Here is a 22,565-nt window from a genome sequence, read left to right as displayed (position 1 = left end):
ACGCTTCACACGGAAACCATCATGTCCTCACTCTCCACCGAAACCGCGCCGGCGTCGGCCGCGCCGCGCGCCCGCGCGATCCGGCTGCATCCCGCCGACGACGTGGTCGTCGCCGTCGAGCAACTGGTGGGCGGCACGCAGCTCGACGACGAGGGTGTCGTCGTCGCGGGCCTGGTGCCCGCCGGCCACAAGGTCGCGACGCGCGCGATCGAGGCCGGTGCGCCGGTGCGCCGCTATGGTCAGATCATCGGCTTCGCGAGCCAGCCGATCCGGCCCGGCCAGCACGTCCACACCCACAACCTCGACATGGGCGAATTCGCGCGCGACTACGCATTCGGCGAAGGCACGCACGACACGGCCTACGTGGCGCCGGCACAGCGCGCCACGTTCGACGGCATCGTGCGCGAGGACGGCCGCGTCGCCACCCGAAACTACATCGGCATCCTGACTTCCGTGAATTGTTCGGCAACGGTCGCGCGGGCGATCGCCGATCACTTTCGCCGCGACATCCATCCCGAGGCGCTGGCCGCCTACCCGAACGTGGACGGCGTGGTGGCGCTCACGCATGGCGTGGGCTGCGCCGTCGATCCCGACGGCGAGGCGCTCGCGATCCTGCAACGCACGCTCGGCGGCTACGCCTGCCATCCGAACTTCGCCTCGGTGCTGGTGATCGGGCTCGGCTGCGAAACCAACCAGATCCCGCGCCTGCTCGAAACGCAGGGGCTGAGCGAACATGCGCGGCTGCGCACGTTCACGATCCAGGACAGCGGCGGCACGCGCAAGACCATCGAGAAGGGCATCGCGATGATCGAATCGATGCTGGCGGCGGCCGATGCGGTGCGCCGCGAGCCCGTCGGCGCGAGCCATCTGACGGTCGGTCTGCAGTGCGGCGGTTCGGACGGCTATTCGGGCATTACCGCGAACCCGGTGCTCGGCGCGGCCGTGGACCTGCTGGTGCGGCATGGCGGCACGGCCATCCTGTCGGAGACGCCCGAGATCTACGGTGCCGAGCACCTGCTCACGCGCCGCGCGCTCACGCGCGAGGTGGGCGAGAAGCTGGTCGCGCGGATCCGCTGGTGGGAAGAATATTGCGAGCGCCATCATGCCGCGATGAACAACAACCCGTCGGCCGGCAACAAGGCCGGCGGGCTGACCACGGTGCTCGAGAAGTCGCTCGGCGGCATCGCCAAGGCCGGCAGCACGAATCTGGTCGACGTCTACGAATATGCGATGCCGGTGCGTGCCAAGGGCCTGGTGTTCATGGATACGCCGGGCTACGACCCGATCTCGGCCACCGGCCAGGTGGCGGGCGGCGCGAACCTGATCTGCTTCACGACCGGGCGCGGCTCGGCCTACGGTTGCGCACCCACGCCGTCGCTGAAGCTGGCCACCAACAGCGCGCTGTGGCGCCGCCAGGCAGACGACATCGACCTGAACTGCGGCGACGTGCTCGACGGCGGCGCCCGCATCGATGCACTCGGCGCGACGCTGTTCCGGATGATGCTCGATGCCGCCTCGGGCCGCGCGACGCGCAGCGAGCAACACGGCTACGGACAGAACGAGTTCGTGCCCTGGCAGATCGGCGCGATCACCTGACCTTCCCCTATCCGTTGCAAGGAGTTGCCTTGATGCAATCGAGCGTTTCCAGCCCGCGTCATGCGGGCGTGTTCCCGGTCGTGCCGACCATCTTCGCCGCCGACGGCCGTCTCGATCTCGACGGGCAGCGCCGCTGCGTCGATTTCATGATCGACGCCGGCTCGACCGGCCTGTGCGTGCTCGCGAATTTTTCCGAGCAATTCTCGCTGGCCGACGACGAGCGCGACGCGGTGATGCACTGCGTGCTCGACCACGTGGCGGGCCGCGTGCCGGTGATCGTCACCACTTCGCATTTCGGCACCGCCGTGTGCGCCGAACGCAGCCGCCGCGCGCAGGATGCGGGCGCCGCGATGGTGATGGTGATGCCGCCGTATCACGGCGCGACGTTCCGCGCGAGCGAGGCGGCGATCTACACGTTCTTCCGCACGGTGTCGGACGCGATCGAGATTCCGATCATGATCCAGGACGCGCCGGCCAGCGGCACGACGCTGTCGGCCGCGCTGCTGGCGCAGATGGCGCTCGAGATTCCGAACGTGTCGTACTTCAAGATCGAGGTGCCGCAGGCGGCCGCGAAACTGCGCGAGCTGATCGCGCTGGGCGGCGACGCGATCGTCGGCCCGTGGGACGGCGAGGAGGCGATCACGCTGATGGCCGATCTCGAAGCCGGTGCGACCGGCGCGATGACGGGCGGCGGCTATCCCGACGGCATTCGCACGATCGTCGATGCGTGGGCGGCAGGCAACGCGGCGGAGGCCGAGCGCAATTACCAGCGCTGGCTGCCGTTGATCCTTCACGAGAACCGCCAGGGCGGCATTGCCACCGCCAAGGTGCTGATGAAGGCCGGTGGGGTGATTGCGTCGGACGCGATGCGCCATCCGCTGCCCGACATGCATCCGGCCACGCGCGCGAGCCTGTTGCGGATCGCGCGCCAGCTCGATCCGTTGGTGCTGCGCTGGGGACGTTGAGCGCGGGAAGGGTGCGTCGATGTTGGGGGCCGGCGCGGTGCGACATCGATACGCGGGCTTGCCCTCCGTATGTCGCGATGCGCCCGGGTCCGCTACAATTCGCGCTTTTTTCTCCGCGCCCCCACCCATGAAATGGCTCGCCGCGCTCTGCGCGCTGACGATCTCCGCGACCGCATTCGCGTCGTCGTGCCCACAATTCTCCCCGTCCGGCCAGGAACCCGTACTGACGAATCCGAAGATGGCGCGCCAGACGCGCCTGATCTGCTATTCGGATTTCGTCGTGCTGCATTCCGGCGTCACGCACACGCCGCTGTGGTCGGCCGAGCATCTGACGGCCGCGCATCTGGCCGACGCGAAGGACGAGGTGCGCACCAACCGCTTCTTCGTCGAGCGCCGGCTGCCGGCCGGCGACAGCGCCACGCTGGCCGACTACCGCCGCAGCGGTTACGACCGCGGGCACCTGAGCCCGGCCGGCGATCGCTGGAACGATCAGGCGATGGCCGAATCGTTCTCGCTGGCGAACATGATCCCGCAGAATCCGCAGAACAACCGCCGCCTGTGGGCGCACATCGAGGCAGCGGTGCGCGCGATGGCCGTGCGCAACGGCGAGGCCTACGTGGTGACGGGGCCGATGTTCCATGGCAGCGAGTTGCAGACGATCGGCGAGAGCCGCGTGATCGTGCCGACGGAGATCTTCAAGCTCGTCTATCTGCCCTCGAAGAACACGGCGTTCGCGATCGTCGTGAAGAACGTCAACGCGAAACGGTACGATATCGAAACCGTGCACGAACTGGAGGCAGCCAGCGGGCTGCGCTTCCCGGGCGTGCCGGAACGACTGAAGGATACGAAGCCAGGAGGGTTGTCGGGTGTCTAAAACCAATTTCACCGCTTTCGCGGACGACGCGAGCGTCGTCAATATCGCCGGCGACGCGCTGACGATCAGCAACGATCCGTCGCGCATCCAGATCAGCGGCGACCTGGAGATCGCGCGCGATCAGGAAGGGCTCAAGCGCGCGCAAGCGCTGCTGGCGGCCGTGACGAGCATCGTCGAGGTGCTGAAGGCCACGCCCGATCTGCCGGCCAAGCTGGCCGACGAACCGCCTGCGCCCACCGGCAAGATCGCCAACCCGTTCTGAACGACAGCGGCAGCGGCACCGGAGGCCCGGCCGCCGCGCCCGCTCAACGCGTCAGCAAGCGCCGCACGCGCGGCGCGACTTCCTCGGCGAAGCGCCGCATGTCGGCCTCGAACGGCTGGAATTGCAGCATGAACAGCTCGATGCCGGCGCGATGGAATGCGGCGATGCGCTGCGCCACTTCGTCGTAGCTGCCGACCAGCCCGGCCGCGGTGCCGCCGTTCGAGCCGACCCGCGCCGATTGTGCGAAGTTGCGCCACATCACCGCGTTCGGATCGATGTGCTGCTTCTGTTCCTCGCGCAGCGGCTTGTCGAGTTCGGCCAGCGCGAACAGGTGCGCGAGGTGCGCCTCGGCCTGCGCGGCGCTCTCGCGCGCGATCACGAACGCCGACAGCCCGTAGCGCAGCGGCGCGGCGCCGGCCGGCCGCGGCCGTGCATTCAAATCGGCGATCAAGGTTTCGACATCGTCGAGCGGCTGGCCGTTGATGAACCACACGTCGCCCTTGTCGGCCACCAGCGCGCGCGCCGGTTCCGATTCCCCACCCACGTAGATGCGCGGCCGCGACCGGAACGGGTCGGTGGGCCGCAGCGCGTAATCGTCGATGCGGAAGTGCTCGCCGGCAAAGCGCACGGTTTCGCCGCGCAGCAGGGCGTCCACCACGGTGATCCATTCGCGCCCGTAGGCGTAGCGCGCATCGTGCTCGGCGAAGCCGATCCCGGCACGCTCCAGCTCGGGCCGGTTCCAGGCATTGACGAGATTGATCGCGAAGCGCCCGCCGCTGATGTGCTCGATCTGCTGCGCCATCTTCGCCAGCACGACGGGATGGTAGAGATACGGCTTGATGGCGGCGATGATCTCGATGCGCTCGGTCAGCGCGGCGAGCGCGGCCGAGGCGGTCCACGCCTCGAGCTGGTCGAGCGAGGGCCGATGCGGATTGATGGTGTGCTGGGCCACCAGCACGGAATCGTAGCCGAGCCGTTCGGCCTCGAGCACCAGCGCCTTGTTGCGCGCCCAGGAGGCGTCGTACGGCTCGTCGGGGTCCTGCAGCGCGGCGCGGCTGCCATGCACGAGCGCCCACACGCCGAAGCGGGGAAGGGAAGCGGACATACGGGTTTCTCGATCGGGTCGAAGCAACCGGTCATGTTCGCGCCGCCGGCGGCCCGCACCAACCAAGTTATTCAGCTAAGCATGTTCCTGGCGGTGGATGCGGGAGCGGGCATCGGCATCGGCGTTGATATCGGCGTTGATCAGCGCGGTGGCGCGGGCACCTCGATCGCCAGCAGCGCCGAGCTGACCGATTTGCCGTGCGCGTCGAGCGCGAGCGAGCGCGTCACGCCGCCGCCGAGCGCATCGTCGAGCACGAAGTTGAACGCGGCCAGCGCGGGCAGTTCGTAGCGGCGCACCTCGCCGTGCACGAAGGCCCCGAGCCAGGCCTTCACCCGCTCGGCGCTCAGATGCTCGCGCAGGTGCGCGTAGTCGCGCGCATCGCGGCAGATCACCGAAACGTTCAGCGTATTGCCCTTGTCGCCCGTGCGCGAATGCGCGAGTTCACGCAGTTGCATCGTTGTCCTCCACGATTTCGAAGCCGGCCCGCACCTGCTCGCGCGGCAGCAGCACCGATTGCACGGCCAGCACCTCGCGGGCGGCCTTGGTCGCGCCGCCGCCGCCGGCGGGGCCGTTCGTATACAGCGTTTCCACTTCGTTGCCGATCCGCACCGCGTCGGCGGCGGTGGCGGTGCGCGCGGCCACGCGCAGCCGCACCTCGGCCGGTTCGCCGCGAATGCTGCCGCCGATATCGGTCGCGCCGTACAACGCATCCACGCCGATCAGATCGATGCGCAACTCGCTTACCGGCACGCCGGTCAGGCGCAGCCGCTCGCGCACGATCTCGCCGGCCAGCCGCGCGCGCGCCAGCGCGCCGGGGCCGCCGTAGGAAATCTGGCCTTCGCCGATATGGCCGTCGGTGTAAGCCACCGACACCTTCAGCGTGTCGGGCCGCGCCCGGCCGATCCCGCCCGTTACACGCACTCGGTCGGGGCCGGCGTCGGCCATCGTCACGGCGCTGAAATCGGCCGTCACGTCGGGTTGCAGGTAGCGCGCCGGATCATGAATCTCGTACAGCAACTGCTGCCGGCAGGTGTCGAGGCCCACGCGCCCGCCGGAGCCGGCCACCTTGGTGATCGTCACCGCCCCGTCGGCCTCCACCTCGCCGATCGGGAAGCCGAGCCGCGCGAGGTCCGGCACGTCGAGCCAGCCCGGGTCGGCGAAATAGCCGCCGGTCACCTGGCCCGCGCATTCGAGCAGATGGCCGACCACGGTGGCTTGGCCGAGCGTGGCCCAGTCGTCCATGCGCCAGCCGAATTCGTGGATCAGCGGCGCGGCGAACAGCGACGGATCGGCAACCCGGCCGGTCAGCACCACGTCGGCCCCGGCGGCCAGCGCGGCGACGATCGGCGCCGCGCCTAGGTAGGCGTTCGCGGACACGATGCGCTCGCGGTAGGCGGCCACGTCGTCGCCCGATTCGACGAAACGGAACGCGCCGCGCAGCACGGCGTCGAGCACGTCGTCGCCGGTCACGGCGGCCACTTTCAGCGGGCCGACGCCGAGTTCGGCGGCGATGCGCGCCGTCTCGCGCGCGGCGGCCAGCGGGTTGGCCGCGCCCATGTTCGAGACGATCCGCACGCGGTGGCGCGCGGCGGCCGGCAGCACCGCGCGCATGCGCGCGCCGAGCAGCGGGTCGTAGCCGAGCGCGGGGTTGCCGCGCCGCGCCTGCTGCGCGATCGCGATGGTGCGCTCGGCCAGGCATTCGAAGATCAGATAGTCGAGCGCGCCGTGCTCGGCCAGTTCGACGGCCGGCTCGATGCGGTCGCCCGAGTAGCCGGCGCCGGCGCCGAGCCGCACGCGCCGGGCGGAGGAAAGATCGGTCATGACGAGGTGTCCGGTCGCTTGCGCGACGAAATGAGCAACGGCGCCACGCGCCGCGTCACAGGGCGAAGATCCCGAACGCGACGCAGGCGATCGTCATGACGATCGACGCGCCGAACAGCAGCGGGAACGTGAATTTCTGGTGCTCGGCCAGCTCGATGCCGCACAGCCCGACCACCAGGAACGTGGCGGGCGTCAGCGGGCTGACCGGGAAGCCGGTGGTCATCTGTCCGAGCAGCGCGGCCTGGCCCACATGGAGCGCCGGCACGCCGAGCTGGCCCGCCACCTCGGCGATCACCGGCAGGACGCCGAAATAAAAGGAGTCCGGATCGAACAACAGGCTCAACGGCATCGACAGCAAGCCGAGCGCCACCGGAATATGGCCGGCCATCGACGGCGGGACGAAGCCCACCGCGGCGCTCGCCATCGCCTTGAGCATGCCGCTGCCCTGCATCACGCCGGTAAACACGCCGGCCGCGAGCAGGATGCCGGCCATCATCAGCGCGGCGCGCGCGTGGGCGTCGATGCGCTTGCGCTGCATGTCCACGTCGGGATAGTTGACGAGCAGGGCGATGCAGAAGCCCACCATGAACATCAGCGCGGGCGGGATCTTCTCGCCCATCACCACCATCGTGCCGAGCACCAGCACCGTCAGCACCAGGTTGAACCCGAACAGGCGAGGGCGGCGCAGCGCCTGCTCGTCGGCGCTCAACACGCGCTCGGGCATCGGGATCGCGCCGCCGGCCAGGTTCGCGCCGAGCCGCCGTTCCTCGCGGCGGCCGAGCCACCAGGCCGCACCGAACACGAACGCGAGGCCGACCGCCTGCACCGGAATCAGCGGATTGAACAGCGCCGAGACGGGCAGGTGCAGCGAGGCCGAGGCGCGGATCATCGGGCCGGTCCACGGCAGGAAGTTGATGCCGGCCGCCATCGACACGGCCGCCGCGAGCACGCGGCGGTCCATGCCGAGCCGGTCGTAGAGCGGCAGCATGGCCGGAATCGTTACGAGGAAGCAAACCGCGCCGGAGCCGTCGAGGTGGATCAGCAGCGCCAGCAGCGTGGTGCCCATCACGATCCGCGTGGGCCGCGTGCCGACCGCGCGCAGGATGCGGTCGATGATCGGATCGAGCGTGCCGGCATCGGTGATCACGCCGAAATACAGAATCGCGAACACGAACATGCCGACCACCGGGGCCAGGCTTTTCAGGCCGCCGACCACGAACGCGCTGGTTTGCAGCCCGAAGCCGCCGATCAGCGAGGCCGCGATCGGCACGAGGATCAGCGCGACCAGAGGCGACATGCGTTTCGAGAGGATCGCGCCGAGCAGCACGACGATGGTGGCCAGCCCCAGTAACGGCAGCATGATGGTGTCTCCGGTCTTGTCTTTTGATTCGGCCGAGCGTAAGTTCGCAAACGCGATAACGCAATTGAAATGATTTGATTGCAGCAATCACGAACTTTTATGGATCTGAATCTCCGCGAATTGCGTGCCTTCGTGACCGTCGCGCAGGCCGGCAACTTCACGCGCGCCGCGGCGCGCCTCAATCTTTCGCAGCCCGCGCTGACGGTGCAGATCCGCCGGCTGGAGGACACCGTCGGCGCGCGGCTGTTCGACCGCAACAGCCGCAGCGTCGCGCTGACGCAAACCGGGCGCGAGCTGCTGCCGCTGCTGCAGCGCTCGCTCGACGACATGGAGCGGGTGCTGCGCGACGCCCGCGCGCTGGGCGACGGCACGGCCGGCACGGTGCGCCTCGCCTGCCTGCCGACGTTCGCCGCGAGCGCACTGCCGGAACTGATCCGCGCGTTTCGCGAGCAGGTGCCGCGCGCGCGCTTCGAGATCCGCGACGGCGTGGCGAGCGCCGTGGAGGCGCTGGTGCGCAACGAGGAGGCCGATCTCGGCCTGACCGGCGGCGAGGCGCTCGACCCCGCGCTCGAAGTGCTGCACACGGGTGCGGACCGGCTGGTGGCGGTATGCCCGCGCAATCATCCGCTGGCGAGGCGCCGCAGCGTGACGGCCGCCGAGGTGGCGGCCGCGCCGCTGGTGCTGACGGCGCGCGGCACCAGCGTGCGCGCGGTGGTGGACGCCGCGCTGGCCGGCGCCGGCCTCGCGCCCGAGATCGCCTGCGAGCCGACCTATATGATGACGGCGGTGGCGATGGTGCGCGGCGGGCTGGGCCTGACGATCCTGCCGGCCTCGGCGCGCGAGGTGCTGGCCGAGCCGGAGCTGGTGGCGCGGCCGATCGACGATCCGGCGTTCGTGCGGCCCGTGGCGCTGATCAAGCGGCGTGGCCGGACCTTGCCGGCCGTGGTCGAGACGTTCGCCGAGCGCGTGATCGCGCGCGGGCTGTCGTGAGCGTCGCGGGCGTGCACCAAGTTGACTAGTTAACTTGGTGGTGCGAAGCATCGATTCCCCGGCAAGTCGCAATCATGCACCGCGATCGCGCATCCTGATTCGTCTGAAACCTATATGGAATAAAGCGTTCAGGGTATCCCCTAGGTCGCCGTTCGTTTTGGCGAAATTGCTTGCCAATGCGTTTTTGTTAACTCATTCTTGTCTATACAAGATCGCTCGTTAGCTTGGCTGGTAGTTCCAAACCTATGGGGAATGTCGACATGAAGAGTAAGCACAGCCGTCTCGTTTCGCTGTTGATCGGCGCGGTGTTCGGATCCGCGATGATGGCCGGCGCCGCGCAGGCGAAAGATTGGAAAACCGTCACGATCGCACTCGACGGCAGCTATGCGCCGTGGAACCTGACGCTGCCGGGCGGCAAGCTGGGCGGCTTCGAGCCCGAGCTGGTCGCGAAGCTGTGCGCGCACGCGCAGCTCAAGTGCAACCTGGTCACGCAGGATTGGGACGGCATGATTCCGGGCCTGCAGGCCGGGAAGTTCGATGTCCTGATGGATGCGATCTCGATCACGCCCGACCGCGAGAAGATCCTCGCGCTGTCGCAACCGTACGCGGCCACGCCGGCCACGTTCGCCACCTCCGATCCGAAGCTGCTGCCGAAGTCGGCGCCGAACACCGCCGCGCTGCGCCTCGACAACGACGCGCGCAGCAACGCGCCGGCCATCGAAGCGCTGCGCAAGGCACTGAAGGGCAAGACCATCGGCCTGCAGTCGGGCACGATCTACACGGCCTTCGTCAACAACAACTTCAAGGATGTCGCCTCGGTGCGCGTCTACAAGAGCGCGCCCGAGCGTGACCTCGATCTGGCCAACGGCCGCATCGACGCCTCGTTCGACGACATCACCTACTACACGGCGAACGCCGACAAGTCGCACGTCTCGCCGGCCGGCCCGGTGGTCGCCGGCCCGATCTGGGGCCCGGGCGAAGGCCTCGCGTTCCGCAAGACGGATACCGACCTGAAGGCCAAGTTCGACGCGGCGATCGCGGCGGCCAAGGCCGACGGCACGATCAAGAGCCTGTCGATGAAGTGGTTCAAGACGGACGTCACGCCCTGAGCGTTTCGCCGTGTCGCGGCGCCGTGTTGCCCACGGCGCCGTTTTCGTTGCATCGGTCGTTTGACCCGTTGTTTGACCCGTTACACCTGTAGCCGGATTTGCCTGGGGGCGTCATGTCAATCATCACCATGCTCGGTTTCGGATCGGAAGGCTGGGGCAGCGTGCTGCTGCTCGGCGCGCTGATGACGGTCGTGCTGACCATCTCCGCGCTGCTGATCGGCTCCGTGTTCGGCGGCCTGATCGCGGCCGCCAAGCTGTCGCGCTTTCGCGCGCTGCGCGTGCTCGGCGACTGCTACACCACGGTGTTTCGTGGCGTGCCCGAGCTGCTCGTGATCTACCTGTTCTATTTCGGCGGCTCGACGCTGGTCACCACCATCGGCCAGTGGTTCGGCGCCGACGGCTTCGTCGGCGTGCCGCCGTTCCTGATCGGCGCGGTGGCGGTGGGCATGATCTCGGGCGCCTATCAGGCCGAGGTTTACCGCGCGGCCGTGCTGGCCGTTTCGCGCGGCGAGCTGGAAGCCGCGCGCGCGATCGGCATGCCGCGCCTGACCGCCGCGCGCCGCATCCTGATCCCGCAGGTGCTGCGCTTTGCGTTGCCGGGCCTCGGCAACGTGTGGCAGTTGAGCCTCAAGGATTCCGCACTGATTTCCGTCACCGGCCTGGCCGAGCTGCTGCGCGCCACTCAGGTGGCGGCGGGCTCGACGCACGACTACTTCCTGTTCTTCGTGGCGGGCGGCGTGCTGTACCTGGCGATGACGGGCGTGTCGAACCGCATCTTCGGCAAGGCCGAGGCGCGTGTCGGCCGCTCGTTCAAGCGCAACTTCGCACGCAACTGACGCGGGGCTTTCCATCATGCATATCGATTTCCCGTTCCTGCTCGACACGATGCGGCAACTGATCGCCGCCGTGCCGACCACGCTGGGCCTGTTCTTCCTGTCGCTGGTGCTGGGCGGGCTGCTGTCGCTGGTGATCGTCACGATGCGCGTGTCGCCGCATTGGCTGCCGAACCGCTTCGCGCGCGGCTATATCCTGGTGTTTCGCGGCTCGCCGCTGCTGATCCAGATGTTCCTCGTCTACTACGGGCTCGGCGAATTCGGCGTGATCCGCGAGAGCTTTCTGTGGCCGGTGCTGCGCGAACCGTATGTGTGTGCGGTGCTGTCGCTGGCGCTGTGCACGGCCGGTTATACGGCCGAAATCATCCGCGGCGGCCTGATGGCCGTGCCGGTCGGCCAGATCGAGGCCGGCTATGCAATCGGCCTGTCGGGTTTCTCGCTGCTGCGCCGGATCATCGGCCCGATCGCGCTGCGCCAGTGCCTGCCCGCGTATTCCACCGAAGCCGTGCTGCTCGTCAAATCGACGGCGCTGGCGAGCCTCGTGACTGTCTGGGAAGTGACGGGCGTGGCGCAGCAAATCATTCAGCAGACCTATCGCACTACTGAAGTGTTTGTTTGTGCGGCGCTGATCTACCTGTTCCTGAATTTCGTCGTGGTGCGCGTGCTCGGCCTGCTCGAAACGCGGCTGTCGCGCCACCTGCGCGCCGCGCCCGCCGTGGCGCCGCGCGCCGCCGCCTCGCTCGAAACCCGCGCCGCGCCGTGACCGGCAGCCTCACTCTGGAGAACCGCATGCAATCCGCCAACCCTGTCGCGCTGTCCGCCCGCAACATCCACAAATCGTTCGGCGCGCATCACGTGCTCAAGGGCATCTCGCTCGACGCGCACGAAGGCGACGTGATCTCGATCCTCGGCGCGAGCGGCTCGGGCAAGAGCACGTTCCTGCGCTGCCTGAACCTGCTCGAGATTCCCGACGACGGCTCGGTCACGCTGGCCGGCGAGGAACTGAAGATGAAGCGCCGCCGCGACGGCACGCTGCAGCCGGGCGACCCGCGCCAGGTGGATCGCGTGCGCTCGCAGCTCGGCATGGTGTTCCAGAACTTCAACCTGTGGTCGCACATGACGGTGCTCGAAAACGTCATCGAAGGGCCGATGCGCGTGCTCAAGCGCAGCCGCGCCGAGGCGGTGGAGGAGGCGGAGGCGCTGCTGGCCAAGGTCGGGCTGGGCGAACGGCGCGGCCACTATCCGGCGCACTTGTCGGGCGGGCAGCAGCAGCGCGTGGCGATCGCCCGCGCGCTGGCCATGCATCCGAAGGTCATGCTGTTCGACGAGCCCACCTCCGCGCTCGATCCCGAACTGGTGGGCGAAGTGCTGCGCGTGATGCGCGCGCTGGCCGACGAGGGCCGCACGATGCTGGTCGTCACGCATGAAATGGGCTTCGCGCGCCATGTGTCGAACCGCGTGATGTTCCTGCATCAAGGTCAGGTGGATTCGGACGGCACGCCCGACGAGGTGTTCGGCGAACACAAATCCGAGCACTTCCGCCGTTTCGTGTCCGGTCACGAAGACCGCAACACGAACAACTGAGCCCCTTGTTTCAACCGGTTAACCGTTCAACCGTTTCCAACGCACGATCCGCAGGCACGCACGATCATGGCCATTCTCCGTACCGACCGCCCGCTCGACTGGCACGACATCGCCGCCGTCGCGGCCGGCGAACCGCTGCATCTTTCCGAAGCCGCGCGTGAGCGCATCATGGCCGCTCGCCAACTGGTCGAGCAGATCGTCGTGCGCGGCATCCGCGCCTACGGCGTGAACACGGGCGTAGGCGCGTTGTGCGACGTGGTGGTGTCGCCGGCCGATCAGCACGATCTGTCGCACAACATCCTGATGAGCCACGCGGTCGGCGTGGGCGCGCCGCTCGGGCGCGAGGAAACGCGCGCGATCATGGCCGCCGCGATCAACAACTTCGCGCACGGCCATTCGGGCGTGCGGCTCGAAGTGGTCGAGCGGCTCGTGGCCTTGCTCGATGCCGATTGCCTGCCCGAAGTGCCGGCGAACGGCTCGGTCGGCTACCTGAGCCACATGGCGCATATCGCACTCGTGTGCGTCGGTGCGGGCCACGCGCACTGGCACGGCGAACGGCTGACGGGCGCGGACGCCTTGCAGCGGCTCGGTTTCGCGCCGCTGTCGCTCGAAGCGAAGGAAGGCCTGAGCCTCGTCAACGGCACGCCGTGCGTGACCGGGCTGGCCGCGCTCGCGCTGCAACGCGCCGGGCGGCTGCTCGACTGGGCCGATGCGGTCTCGGCCATGAGCTTCGAAAACCTCGGTGGCCAGATGGCCGCGTTCGATGCCGATTCGCTCGCGTTTCGCGTGTCGCCGGGGCTCGCACGGGTGGGCCAGCGCATGCGCGCGGCGCTCGACGGCAGCGGCCTGCTGGCCGCCGCGCTCGGCCGGCGCACACAGGACCCACTCAGCCTGCGCACCATTCCGCATGTGCATGGCGCGGCGCGCGACGTGCTGGCGGCCACCGGCGAAGTGGTCGATCGCGAGCTGGCGTCCACCACCGACAACCCGATCGTGACGGGCACGCCCGATGCCCCGCGCGTCTATTCGCAGGCGCATGCGGTGGGCGCGTCGATCGCGCTGGCGATGGACAGCCTGGCCGTGGCCGTCGCGCAGGTGGCGGCGATGGCCGAGCGGCGCATCGATCGGCTCGTCAATCCGCTCGTCAGCGGGTTGCCGGCGTTCCTCGCGCATGCGAGCGGCACGCGTTCGGGTTTCATGATCGCTCAGTACACCGCAGCATCGCTGGTGGCGCACAACCGGCGCGAAGCCGCGCCGGCCAGCCTGGACGGCGGCGTGACATCGGGCCTGCAGGAAGATCACCTGTGTCATGCCACGCCGGCCGCGCTCAAAGCGCTGCTGGTGATCGAAAATAGCTGCCGGATACTTGGGATAGAATTGCTCGCGGCCGCGCAGGCCTACGACCTGCAGCCGGTCGAAGCGCCGCGTGCCGTGTACACGAACGCGCTCTACACACGGATTCGCCACGACGTGGCGACCTATCGCGACGATCGGCCATTGGCCGACGACATCACGCTGGCCTTCGGGCTGATCGCGCATGACGCGCCGCCGCCGCTGCCCGATCCCGTGAAGGTGCGGCCGGTGGACGGCACCCTGATGCACGACGCGGCGCCGTCGGTGGCGGGCGGCCCGGTGGCCTCGGCCAACGACGTGCTGCCGGCTGCGATCGGCGCCTGATGAGCGTGGCAAGCCGTGTAATAAGCAGCGTAATGAGCCGCGCGGGGCAGGGCTGGCCGATGGCCCTTCACGAAAGAAGTCGAGAATAACGATGACAACCAACGCAGTGGACGATGCAGCGCAGCCGCAGGCCGCGCGCAAGCTGGCACCCGCCTACGAGCAGATCAAGCGCTACGTGATCGGCCATATCGAGAACGGCACCTGGAAGCCGGGCGACATGATCCCGTCCGAAACCGAACTGGTGAAGGAGTTCGGCGTGGCGCGCATGACCGTGTCGCGCGCGCTGCGCGAGTTGACGGCCGACCGCGTGCTCAAGCGCGTGCAGGGCTCGGGCACCTTCGTCGCGCCGCGCGACATCGAATCGACCGTGCTCGACATCCGCAACATCGCCGATGAAATCGTCTCGCGTGGGCATCGGCACACGGCCAGGGTGCTCGCGCTCGAAATCAGCCAGGACCCGGAAGCATTGGCCGCCCTCAACCTGGTCAAGGGGCCGGTGTTTCACTCGCTGATCGTGCACTGCGAGGAAGGCGAGCCGATCCAGTACGAGGATCGCTACGTCAATCCGCAAGTTTTCCCGCATTATCTGGAGCAGGACTTCACGACCGAAACGCCGAACCATTACATGGTGCAGCTCGCGCCGATCCAGCGCGCCGATTTCCGCATCTACGCGCAGAAGCCCGACGCGCCGGTGCGCCGCCATCTCGCGATGGAGATCGGCGAGCCGTGCCTGATGATGTGGCGGCGCACGTGGGTGGGCGAATTGGTCGCCACCTCGGTGCAGCTCTGGCATCCCGCCTCGCGGTTTCATCTGGCCGGAAGCGTCTGAGCGCCGGTGTCTGATCGCGCGCGCCCGTTCGTGGCGCGCCTTGGCTTTTCTTCTCTGCTTGACTAGACAGGATCGCTCCGTGGTGCCGGGTGCGACGATGTCGTTCGTTTTCATTTCATATCGTTTTTAAAGGACCGGATGCCGTATCGGGATAAACACCGAGTGGCGGCCGAACCCGTCGTTTTTTATTGAAAACGAGTTGTCTAGACAACATGAGGCGGATAGACTCAGGCCATTCCTTCTTTCCTTCCTGGGGCCGTCATGAACCATCCGAAGCATATCGATCCGCGTCTCGATCCGACCCGCGTGATCCGCGCGCCGCGCGGCAGCGAGAAGACTTGCAAGACCTGGCTGGCCGAGGCGGCCTATCGCATGTTGCAGAACAATCTCGATCCCGAAGTGGCCGAGCATCCGCATGCGCTGGTGGTGTATGGCGGCATCGGCCGCGCCGCGCGCAACTGGGATTGCTTCGACCAGATCCTGGCCTCGCTCAAGGATCTGGAGGACAACGAAACGCTGCTGATCCAATCGGGCAAGCCGGTGGGCGTGTTCCGCACCCACGCCGACGCGCCGCGCGTGCTGCTCGCCAATTCGAACCTCGTGCCGCACTGGGCCACCTGGGATCACTTCAACGAACTCGATCGCAAGGGCCTGATGATGTACGGCCAGATGACGGCCGGCAGCTGGATCTACATCGGTAGCCAGGGCATCGTTCAGGGCACCTACGAAACCTTCTTCTCGGTGGCGAACCAGCATTTCAACGGCGATCCGTCGGGCCGCTGGATTCTGACGGGCGGCCTCGGCGGCATGGGCGGCGCGCAGCCGCTGGCAGCCACCATGGCCGGCTTCTCGATGCTGGCCGTGGAATGCGACGAGTCGCGCATCGATTTCCGCCTGAAGACGCGCTACGTCGACAAGAAGGCCACCACGCTCGACGAAGCGCTGGCCATGCTCGACGAGGCCAAGCGCGCCGGCAAGCCGGTGTCGATCGGCCTGCTCGGCAATGCGGCCGACGTGTTCGCCGAAGTGGTGGAGCGCGGCATCGTGCCCGATTGCGTGACCGACCAGACCAGCGCGCACGATCCGATCAACGGCTACCTGCCGCAAGGCTGGCGCGTCGAGCAGTGGCGCGAGGCGCAGAAGGTCGATCCGCAAAGCATCGTGCTGCCGGCCAAGCAATCGATGGCCAAGCAGGTGCAGGCGATGCTCACGTTGCAGGCGCGCGGCGCGGCCACGCTCGATTACGGCAACAACATCCGCCAGATGGCGCTCGACATGGGCGTGAAGAACGCGTTCGACTTCCCGGGCTTCGTGCCGGCCTATATCCGCCCGCTGTTCTGCGAAGGCAAGGGGCCGTTCCGCTGGGTCGCGCTGTCGGGCGATCCCGAGGACATCTACAAGACGGACGCGAAGGTCAAGGAACTGATTCCCGACGATCCGCATCTGCACAACTGGCTCGACATGGCGCGTGAGCGCATCGCGTTCCAGGGCCTGCCGGCGCGGATCTGCTGGGTGGGCGTGAAGGATCGCTATCGTCTCGGCCAGGCGTTCAACGAGATGGTCAAGAACGGCGAACTGAAGGCGCCGATCGTGATTGGCCGCGACCATCTCGATACCGGCTCGGTGGCCAGCCCGAACCGCGAAACCGAAGCGATGAAGGACGGCTCGGATGCCGTCAGCGATTGGCCGCTGCTGAACGCGCTGCTCAACACGGCGGGCGGTGCGTCGTGGGTGTCGCTGCATCACGGCGGCGGCGTGGGCATGGGCTTCTCGCAGCACTCGGGCGTGGTAATCGTGGCCGACGGCACCGATGCCGCGCACGAGCGCCTCGGCCGCGTGCTGTTCAACGATCCGGCCACGGGCGTGATGCGGCATGCCGACGCCGGCTACGAACTCGCGCGTGACACGGCGCGCGAGGCCGGCTTGAAGCTGCCGATGCTGGGCCGATAACGCGCCATAAGCAGAACGCCGAGTTCATAAAAAACGCGACGCCCACTTCGGCGTCGCGTTTTTCTTTTACACCACCATCCCGCTCATCAAGCCGGGTCGGCGTACTTCAGCGTCCAGCTCAACGTGCGGCTCTGCCCCGAGCCGAGCGTGAACGGCTGCGTCGTGCAGGCGAACTTCGAATGCAACTGCCCGATCGGCGTGGTCGACAGCGGATTGGTCGCGTTGTTCACCGTGCTGAAGTCGGACAGCGCGCAGCTCGAGAAGCCCGTGGTCGCATAGCCGGTGGCCGCGCCGTTGCCGTAATTGATCGACACGCCGTCCGCGTTCGCCGTGGTGCTCGCCAGATCGTTGAACGCCGTGTAATCGGTTTCCACCGCCAGGTTGCCGGTCAGCGTGGCCGAACCGAGCGTGTCGGTGCGCGAGATCGAGCCGTGCGCGAACGTGAGCACCGTATGCGTCTGCAAATCCAGGTCGGTCGACGCGGCGGCGTTCTTCGACGCCACGCGGAACTTCGTCGTGTCGAAGCTCACGACCACCTGGCCGTTGCTCTCCTGCACGTTGAGGTTCTGGTAGTACGTGACCGGCTGGTAGGTCTTGCCGTTGTAGCTGACCTGCGGGATCAGCAGCGCGTAGGCTAGATCGGTGGTGCCGTAGATCAGCTTGTCGGAGAACGGCACCGGGTAGTACGGCGTGAACGAGTTGTAGTCGGGCGCCTGGCTCAGGTTCAGGTTGATCACGCGCTTGCCGTCGCGCACGGTGACGAGCGCCGCGCTGTAAGGGTGCGCGGTATCGGTCGGCTGGTTGTACCAGGTCAGCTTGACGTGCGGCTGGGTGCTGTCGAGCCAGGACTGGAACTGCGTGTCGGTCAGCGGGGCGGCCGCGCCGAAGCCGAGCTTGTTCCACCACGCGTTCACATACAGATACTGGTGCAGCAGGCTGAAGTTCTCGCCCATCGCGCGCGGCTTGCCGCGATAGGTATCGGTGCCGCGGCCCTTGACCCACATGTTGACCGACGGCGTGGGCAGCGTCGGGTCGTACCAGTAGTTCTCGAAACGCAGCGCGGCGCGGTAGATATACGCGTAGGCCGCCTGCTTCTCGGCGTCGGTCAGCACGCCGGCATTGGCGGCCGCCGTCAGCACCTCCATGAACGCCGAATCGCCGTACGGGCCGATCGAGCGGCCGTAGTTGAAGCCTTCGCCGTCGGTGTTGAGCTGCGGCAGGATCAGGTCCACCGACTTGCGCAAGTAGCCCTTCAACTCGGGCGTCAGGTTCGCCTCGTTGCCCATCTCGAACGTGCGCTCCGTCACCTCGCCGATCAGCAGCGTGCTGTAGCGGTCGAAGCGCGCCTGATCGTAGTAGGTCTTGCTGGTGTTCGAAGCCTCGTCGGAAAAGCCGCCCGACGAATCGTTGCGGATATGGTTGGTCAGCGTGTAGAGCAGGGCGTCGCGCGCGTTCATGGCGGCCACGCTCGCATCCGTCTTCGATGAAAAGCTCGGGCTGCTCCAGCCGAGCTTCTGACGCAGGCCGGCGATGCCGTACGACACCGCGTAGTAGTTCTGCGCCGTGTTGAGCGAGGCGATGTCGATCGGCGTGCCGCTGGCCGGGCAGGTGTTGGTCTTGCCGCTGGCGTCGGCGCCGAACATGTCGCAGAACATCAGGCGCTGCTGGAGCGTGGCCAGCATCGTGCCGCTGAACACTTCGTCGAGCATGCCGTGCGCCTGGAAGTTGTTCAGCGCGACCAGGTAGTAGTACTCGCCCCAGGACGTGTTCGCATACAGATAGTTGCTGCCGTTCATGGCCATCATGGCCGTGGTCACCTTCTGGTAGGCGGCCAGGTAATCGGCGTACTGCGGATCGTTCTTCGACTTCATGTCGATCAAAATCCACGACAGGCCGAGCGCGAGCTTGCCGGGCAGGAATTTGTCGCCGGTGTTGGTGTCGAGCACATGCACGGGGCTGCCGTCGCCGAGGTCCATTACCACTTGCGTGAAATCGGGCGCGGCCTTGATCCGGTCGAACAGCGCACGCATCTGGCCCATCATCGTGATCGGCACGTTCGCGCCGCTCGGCACCGAGGTGGTGGCCGTGCCGTACACGATGCCCTGCAGCGAGGTGGCCAGCGTGGACACGTTGCCCTGGCCGGTCGAACCGCCGGAGCCCGATGCGGGCGGCGTGCTGGTTTCGCCGCCGCAGGCGGCAAGGGCGAGCAGGGCAACGGCGGTGCTGACGGCGAGTGCGGATCGCGTCCGTGTTATCGAAAGCATGGTATCTCCATCGTTTTAATGTTGTGGTATACGAAACAATTGCGCGGCGAACGTCAATCCATGTGCGACCTCCTCGTGATGCCGGCTGCGCTTGCTGCCCGATGCGGCCCGACGCGGGACGAACGGTCCCGCGCGACGGCGTTTCGGAAACGGTCGCGGCCAGGCAGCAGCCAAGCGACGGCCGGTCGGAAACCGGTCGTGCCAGCGTGCAGGGTTTTAAATCATCAGTTATCGGACAACATAGAAAGGCATCGGCCGACGCGCGCGTTGTGGGCGGCATCGCGATCCATCTCCCCCTCGATTGCGGATTCGCATGATTCTGATACGTCGTCAAACGCCGGCCGTTTCGCCACAGCGGTCGTGTGGCGGGGCGGGCTGTCGTCCGTTCGGGCACGGTGACGGACGACTGACTGCAGGCTTACTGATTTGTTGTCGGATATCCTATCTCGTAGAACGCAGGATGCCTGTCGGGGATAACCAGACGTCGTCATCATTGCTGGGCGGGGCGGCGCCGACGAGGTTCGCCGGGGCGGATGGCGTGAGAGCGAGGAGGTCGGATGACGGAACGCCGCCATTGGCCACGCGGTGCGGCGCCACGCGCCACCATGAAAAAGCCCCTCGCCGGCACGCATGCCGACGAGGGGCCAACTTGTTGCGAACGGATCGCGGCCGCGAGGCCGCCAGCGCTTATTCGCTACGCTTGCGCGCCACGAACTTGCCGTTGTAGCGCAGCACCGGACGCGTCTGGCGCACCACCGATTCGCCCACCGCCAACTGCCGCAGCGCAACCGCGGCCGGCGGCGTGATCGAGCTGAGGGCAGCCGTGCGCGAGGCCGGCGCGAGCTGCTTCGAGACCAGCAGGTTCGCGTCGTTGCGCAGGTTGGTCAGCAACACTGGGTCGGTGGTTTTCGACAGTTGCGGCAGCAACGCGCTCCAGGCCGAATCGCTGTAGTTCGTCACGTAGTAGTCGAAGCCGCTCGGGTTCGCGAGCACGGCCGAACAGCCGTCGAGCCGCACCTGCGCCTGCGTGTCCTTCAGCGCGAGCGTGGTGCGCTTGATCAGGCCGTCGCCATAGGCCAGCGTGACCGGCACCGTCCACTGCGTGCCCGGGTACGCATTGGTGTTCGGGAACGGCGCCTGTTTGATCGTCACGACGTTCTGGTTCTTGGTCAGATCGCATTGCGCGTCGAGCGTGAGCAGCGGCACGCCGGTCTGGCGCACGAAGCTGTCGCCGATCGGGCCGACCTTCTGGCCGCTGGCGTTCGACAGCGCATCCCACAGCCGCTGCGGCGTGCCGTTGCCGAACGAGTAGTCGGCCAGATATTGCTGCAAGCCGCGGCGCATCACGTCGTCGCCGAGATAGCCCTCCAGCATCTTCAGCACGTGGCCGCCCTTGTTGTAGACGAACGCGCCCGCGTTCACCACGAAGTCGTTCGAGCCGAACGCGTTGAAGTTCGGCTGCACCGGGAACGCATTCGGGCCGATATCGGCGCGGATCACGGCCGCCTTGTCGCCCACGTCCTGCACCCAACTGAAGCGGTCGGGGTGGAACTGGATCGAGGTGCGGGTTTCGAAGTACGTGGCGAACGATTCGTTCAGCCAAACGTCATCCCACCAGTCGAGCGTGACCAGGTCGCCGAACCATTGGTGCGAGGCCTCGTGCGTGAGCACTTCCATGCCGTACTTCGACATCGTCGTGCCGGGCTTCGGCAGGATGTCGTCGGCGAATTCGAGGATGGCCCCCCAGTTCTCCATGCCGCCGAAGTTCAGGTCCTTCTGCGCCTTGAACTTGTCGTTGGCCGCCACCGTGTCGAACTTGGTCAGCGGCAGCGGGATGCCGGTGTAGCGGTAGTAGTAGTCGAGCGCCTGCTTGGTTTCCTGCATCGCCGGCTTGGCCCATTCGCTCATGCCCGGCGGCGTGAAGATCCGCAGGTGCATGCCCCGGCCGTCGGGCAGCGGGCTCGTGAAGTCGTCCTCCAGCACGTCGAAGCGCCCGCCGCCGAAGAACACCAGGTAGGACGGCATCGGCGGCGTCTTGTCGAACGACACCAGCTTGTAGCCGCCGCCCACGTTCGACGCCGGCTTCTCGGCCGCGTTCGACACCACGCGCCATTCCTGCGGCACCTCGGCCGACACCTCGTAGGTCGGGCGGAATGCCGGCTCGTCCCAGCCCGGGAACCACTGCCGCGACAGGTCCGATTCGCCCTGCGTGAGCACCGCGCCGCTGCTGGTGCCGTCGGTGCCCACCAGATCGACGCGGAACATGCCCTCGGCGGCCGAGCAGCCCGGGTACGGATCGTTGTCGCAACTGCCGACGGTGCCCTTGGTGGGATCGCCGTGCGTATCGAAATTGATGATGCCCTGCCATTCCATGTGCAACGAATAGCTGCCGCGCGCGATCGTGCCGCTGGCCGGGCGCAGTTGCACGTAATCGCCCTGGCCCTGCGGCGTGGCGATCAATTGGATGTTGCCCGGCTGCAGCGTGATGCGGCCATTGGTGAATTGCAGCCGGTGCGCGGCCACCACGATCGCGTCCACCGGCTTCAGCACGTTGATCTCGACATCGGCGCGGCCCTGGAACTGGTCGAGCGCCGCGCTCGGGCGGAACCACAGCCGGTAATTGACCGGCACCACCGTGTCGGGCATTTCGACGGGTGCGGTGCTGCGGTTCGCGGCCGGTGCGACGGGCGCGGTGGTATTGGCCGTCTGGTTGCCAACGGCGCCGAACGAGACGGCCGAGCCGGAGCCGCCGTCGTCGCCGCCGCAGGCGGCCAGGGCGAGCGCGGCCACGAGCGGCAGCAGGCGGAAATGACGAAAATGGCGAAGCGTGATTTCCATACCGATTCCTTTGAAAGTGGAATGAACGGTGAATGGCTGGTTGAAATGCCGCGGGCAATAACATGCCGTCGCCGGTATTTCGCAGCGAAATGAAATGGCATCGAGGTTTGAATGAAACGCGGGGAAGCGCCGGCTAAAGCGCTGGCGCTTTTAAGTAAAGTTCTGCATGTCTGAAGGCCCTGTTGTTTATCAAGCGAGCAGCAACGATCCGCGCTCTATGGCGCCGATTCGTACGCGGGTAAGCATGGCGTGGCCATGCGTTTTCACGCGGCAATGGACACGCCGCGCGATCTTTTCTGCCAATGACGAATTGATCCGGAAGCCTGACGGTTTGATCCGGACGGTTCAAATGGAAGGCTTGCCGACAATCTCTGAACAACTGCCTGACAATCCAATCCGAGGCTGAATATACAGCGTAATTTTTTGTAATGGTTAAAAAAGTTTGGTGAAATAATTCAGGATGAATTTATTGCCGAATGAGATGCGACGCATGAAAAAACTGCTGATT

Annotated in this window: 18 protein-coding genes; 12 read left to right on the top strand and 6 right to left on the bottom strand. The window is 66.9% G+C overall.

What is annotated here, in order from left to right; genetic code table 11:
• Window positions 1–21: 21 nt before the first annotated feature.
• The 4 genes from AB4851_RS26560 to AB4851_RS26545 all read left to right on the top strand — a co-directional run bounded on the left by AB4851_RS26560 (window position 22) and on the right by AB4851_RS26545 (window position 3,697).
• Window positions 22–1,596: a UxaA family hydrolase gene (locus AB4851_RS26560; protein ID WP_414449472.1), complete on the top strand. Its 1,575-nt coding sequence runs from the start codon at window positions 22–24 to the stop codon at window positions 1,594–1,596.
• Between the two features lie 32 nt (window positions 1,597–1,628).
• Window positions 1,629–2,561 carry a dihydrodipicolinate synthase family protein gene (locus AB4851_RS26555; protein ID WP_414449471.1) on the top strand — a complete coding sequence of 311 codons (933 nt, stop codon included), beginning with the start codon at window positions 1,629–1,631 and terminating at the stop codon, window positions 2,559–2,561.
• 127 nt (window positions 2,562–2,688) lie between these two features.
• A complete protein-coding gene (locus tag AB4851_RS26550) occupies window positions 2,689–3,435 on the top strand; it encodes a DNA/RNA non-specific endonuclease (RefSeq protein WP_414449470.1) in 747 nt (248 codons plus the stop codon).
• Entirely contained in the window at window positions 3,428–3,697 is a 270-nt protein-coding gene (locus AB4851_RS26545) for a hypothetical protein (RefSeq protein WP_414449469.1), read from the top strand. The genes AB4851_RS26550 and AB4851_RS26545 overlap by 8 nt, the downstream gene beginning before the upstream one ends.
• Window positions 3,698–3,740: 43 nt before the next feature.
• Here AB4851_RS26545 and AB4851_RS26540 read toward each other — a convergent pair whose 3' ends face one another.
• The 4 genes from AB4851_RS26540 to AB4851_RS26525 all read right to left on the bottom strand — a co-directional run bounded on the left by AB4851_RS26540 (window position 3,741) and on the right by AB4851_RS26525 (window position 7,983).
• Window positions 3,741–4,802: an LLM class flavin-dependent oxidoreductase gene (locus AB4851_RS26540; protein WP_414445103.1), complete on the bottom strand. Its 1,062-nt coding sequence runs from the start codon at window positions 4,800–4,802 to the stop codon at window positions 3,741–3,743.
• Window positions 4,803–4,942: 140 nt separating this feature from the next.
• Window positions 4,943–5,257, bottom strand: coding sequence for a hypothetical protein (locus tag AB4851_RS26535; protein ID WP_414445104.1), 315 nt, complete (start codon window positions 5,255–5,257; stop codon window positions 4,943–4,945).
• Window positions 5,244–6,623: an acyclic terpene utilization AtuA family protein gene (locus tag AB4851_RS26530; RefSeq protein WP_414449468.1), complete on the bottom strand. Its 1,380-nt coding sequence runs from the start codon at window positions 6,621–6,623 to the stop codon at window positions 5,244–5,246. The genes AB4851_RS26535 and AB4851_RS26530 overlap by 14 nt, the downstream gene beginning before the upstream one ends.
• 55 nt (window positions 6,624–6,678) lie before the next feature.
• Entirely contained in the window at window positions 6,679–7,983 is a 1,305-nt protein-coding gene (locus AB4851_RS26525) for a CitMHS family transporter (RefSeq protein ID WP_414449467.1), read from the bottom strand.
• Window positions 7,984–8,082: 99 nt separating this feature from the next.
• Between AB4851_RS26525 and AB4851_RS26520 the strand changes: the two genes are divergently transcribed.
• From AB4851_RS26520 to hutU, 8 genes are all read left to right on the top strand, one after another.
• Entirely contained in the window at window positions 8,083–8,973 is an 891-nt protein-coding gene (locus AB4851_RS26520) for a LysR family transcriptional regulator (RefSeq protein ID WP_414449466.1), read from the top strand.
• A 260-nt stretch (window positions 8,974–9,233) separates the two neighbouring features.
• Complete coding sequence (locus tag AB4851_RS26515; RefSeq protein ID WP_414449465.1) at window positions 9,234–10,082, top strand: transporter substrate-binding domain-containing protein; 849 nt, start codon at window positions 9,234–9,236, stop codon at window positions 10,080–10,082.
• A 113-nt stretch (window positions 10,083–10,195) separates the two neighbouring features.
• Entirely contained in the window at window positions 10,196–10,918 is a 723-nt protein-coding gene (locus tag AB4851_RS26510) for an ABC transporter permease (protein WP_414449464.1), read from the top strand.
• 16 nt (window positions 10,919–10,934) lie between these two features.
• Complete coding sequence (locus tag AB4851_RS26505) at window positions 10,935–11,678, top strand: ABC transporter permease (RefSeq protein ID WP_414445110.1); 744 nt, start codon at window positions 10,935–10,937, stop codon at window positions 11,676–11,678.
• A gap of 26 nt (window positions 11,679–11,704) precedes the next feature.
• Window positions 11,705–12,499 (top strand): ABC transporter ATP-binding protein, encoded by a 795-nt coding sequence (locus AB4851_RS26500; protein WP_414449463.1) that lies wholly within the window; start codon window positions 11,705–11,707, stop codon window positions 12,497–12,499.
• A gap of 66 nt (window positions 12,500–12,565) precedes the next feature.
• On the top strand, window positions 12,566–14,176 hold the full coding sequence (locus AB4851_RS26495) for an HAL/PAL/TAL family ammonia-lyase (protein ID WP_414449462.1): 1,611 nt from the start codon (window positions 12,566–12,568) through the stop codon (window positions 14,174–14,176).
• Window positions 14,177–14,267: 91 nt separating this feature from the next.
• Window positions 14,268–15,005, top strand: coding sequence for a histidine utilization repressor (gene hutC / locus AB4851_RS26490; RefSeq protein ID WP_414449461.1), 738 nt, complete (start codon window positions 14,268–14,270; stop codon window positions 15,003–15,005).
• Window positions 15,006–15,266: 261 nt separating this feature from the next.
• Complete coding sequence (hutU, locus tag AB4851_RS26485; RefSeq protein WP_414449460.1) at window positions 15,267–16,955, top strand: urocanate hydratase; 1,689 nt, start codon at window positions 15,267–15,269, stop codon at window positions 16,953–16,955.
• Window positions 16,956–17,041: 86 nt separating this feature from the next.
• Here hutU and AB4851_RS26480 read toward each other — a convergent pair whose 3' ends face one another.
• Together AB4851_RS26480 and AB4851_RS26475 are read right to left on the bottom strand one after the other, a co-directional pair.
• Complete coding sequence (locus AB4851_RS26480) at window positions 17,042–19,219, bottom strand: hypothetical protein (protein ID WP_414449459.1); 2,178 nt, start codon at window positions 19,217–19,219, stop codon at window positions 17,042–17,044.
• Window positions 19,220–19,906: 687 nt separating this feature from the next.
• The gene (locus AB4851_RS26475; RefSeq protein WP_414449458.1) at window positions 19,907–22,057 is read right to left on the bottom strand and encodes a M1 family metallopeptidase; all 2,151 of its coding nucleotides are present in this window, start codon (window positions 22,055–22,057) and stop codon (window positions 19,907–19,909) included.
• Between the last annotated feature and the right edge of the window lie 508 nt (window positions 22,058–22,565).

This window comes from Burkholderia sp. 22PA0099, from assembly GCF_047497165.1.
Classification (GTDB): Bacteria; Pseudomonadota; Gammaproteobacteria; order Burkholderiales; family Burkholderiaceae; genus Burkholderia.
The sequence above is the reverse complement of the archived record's forward strand: the minus strand, read 5'-3'. Positions and strand labels throughout refer to the sequence as shown.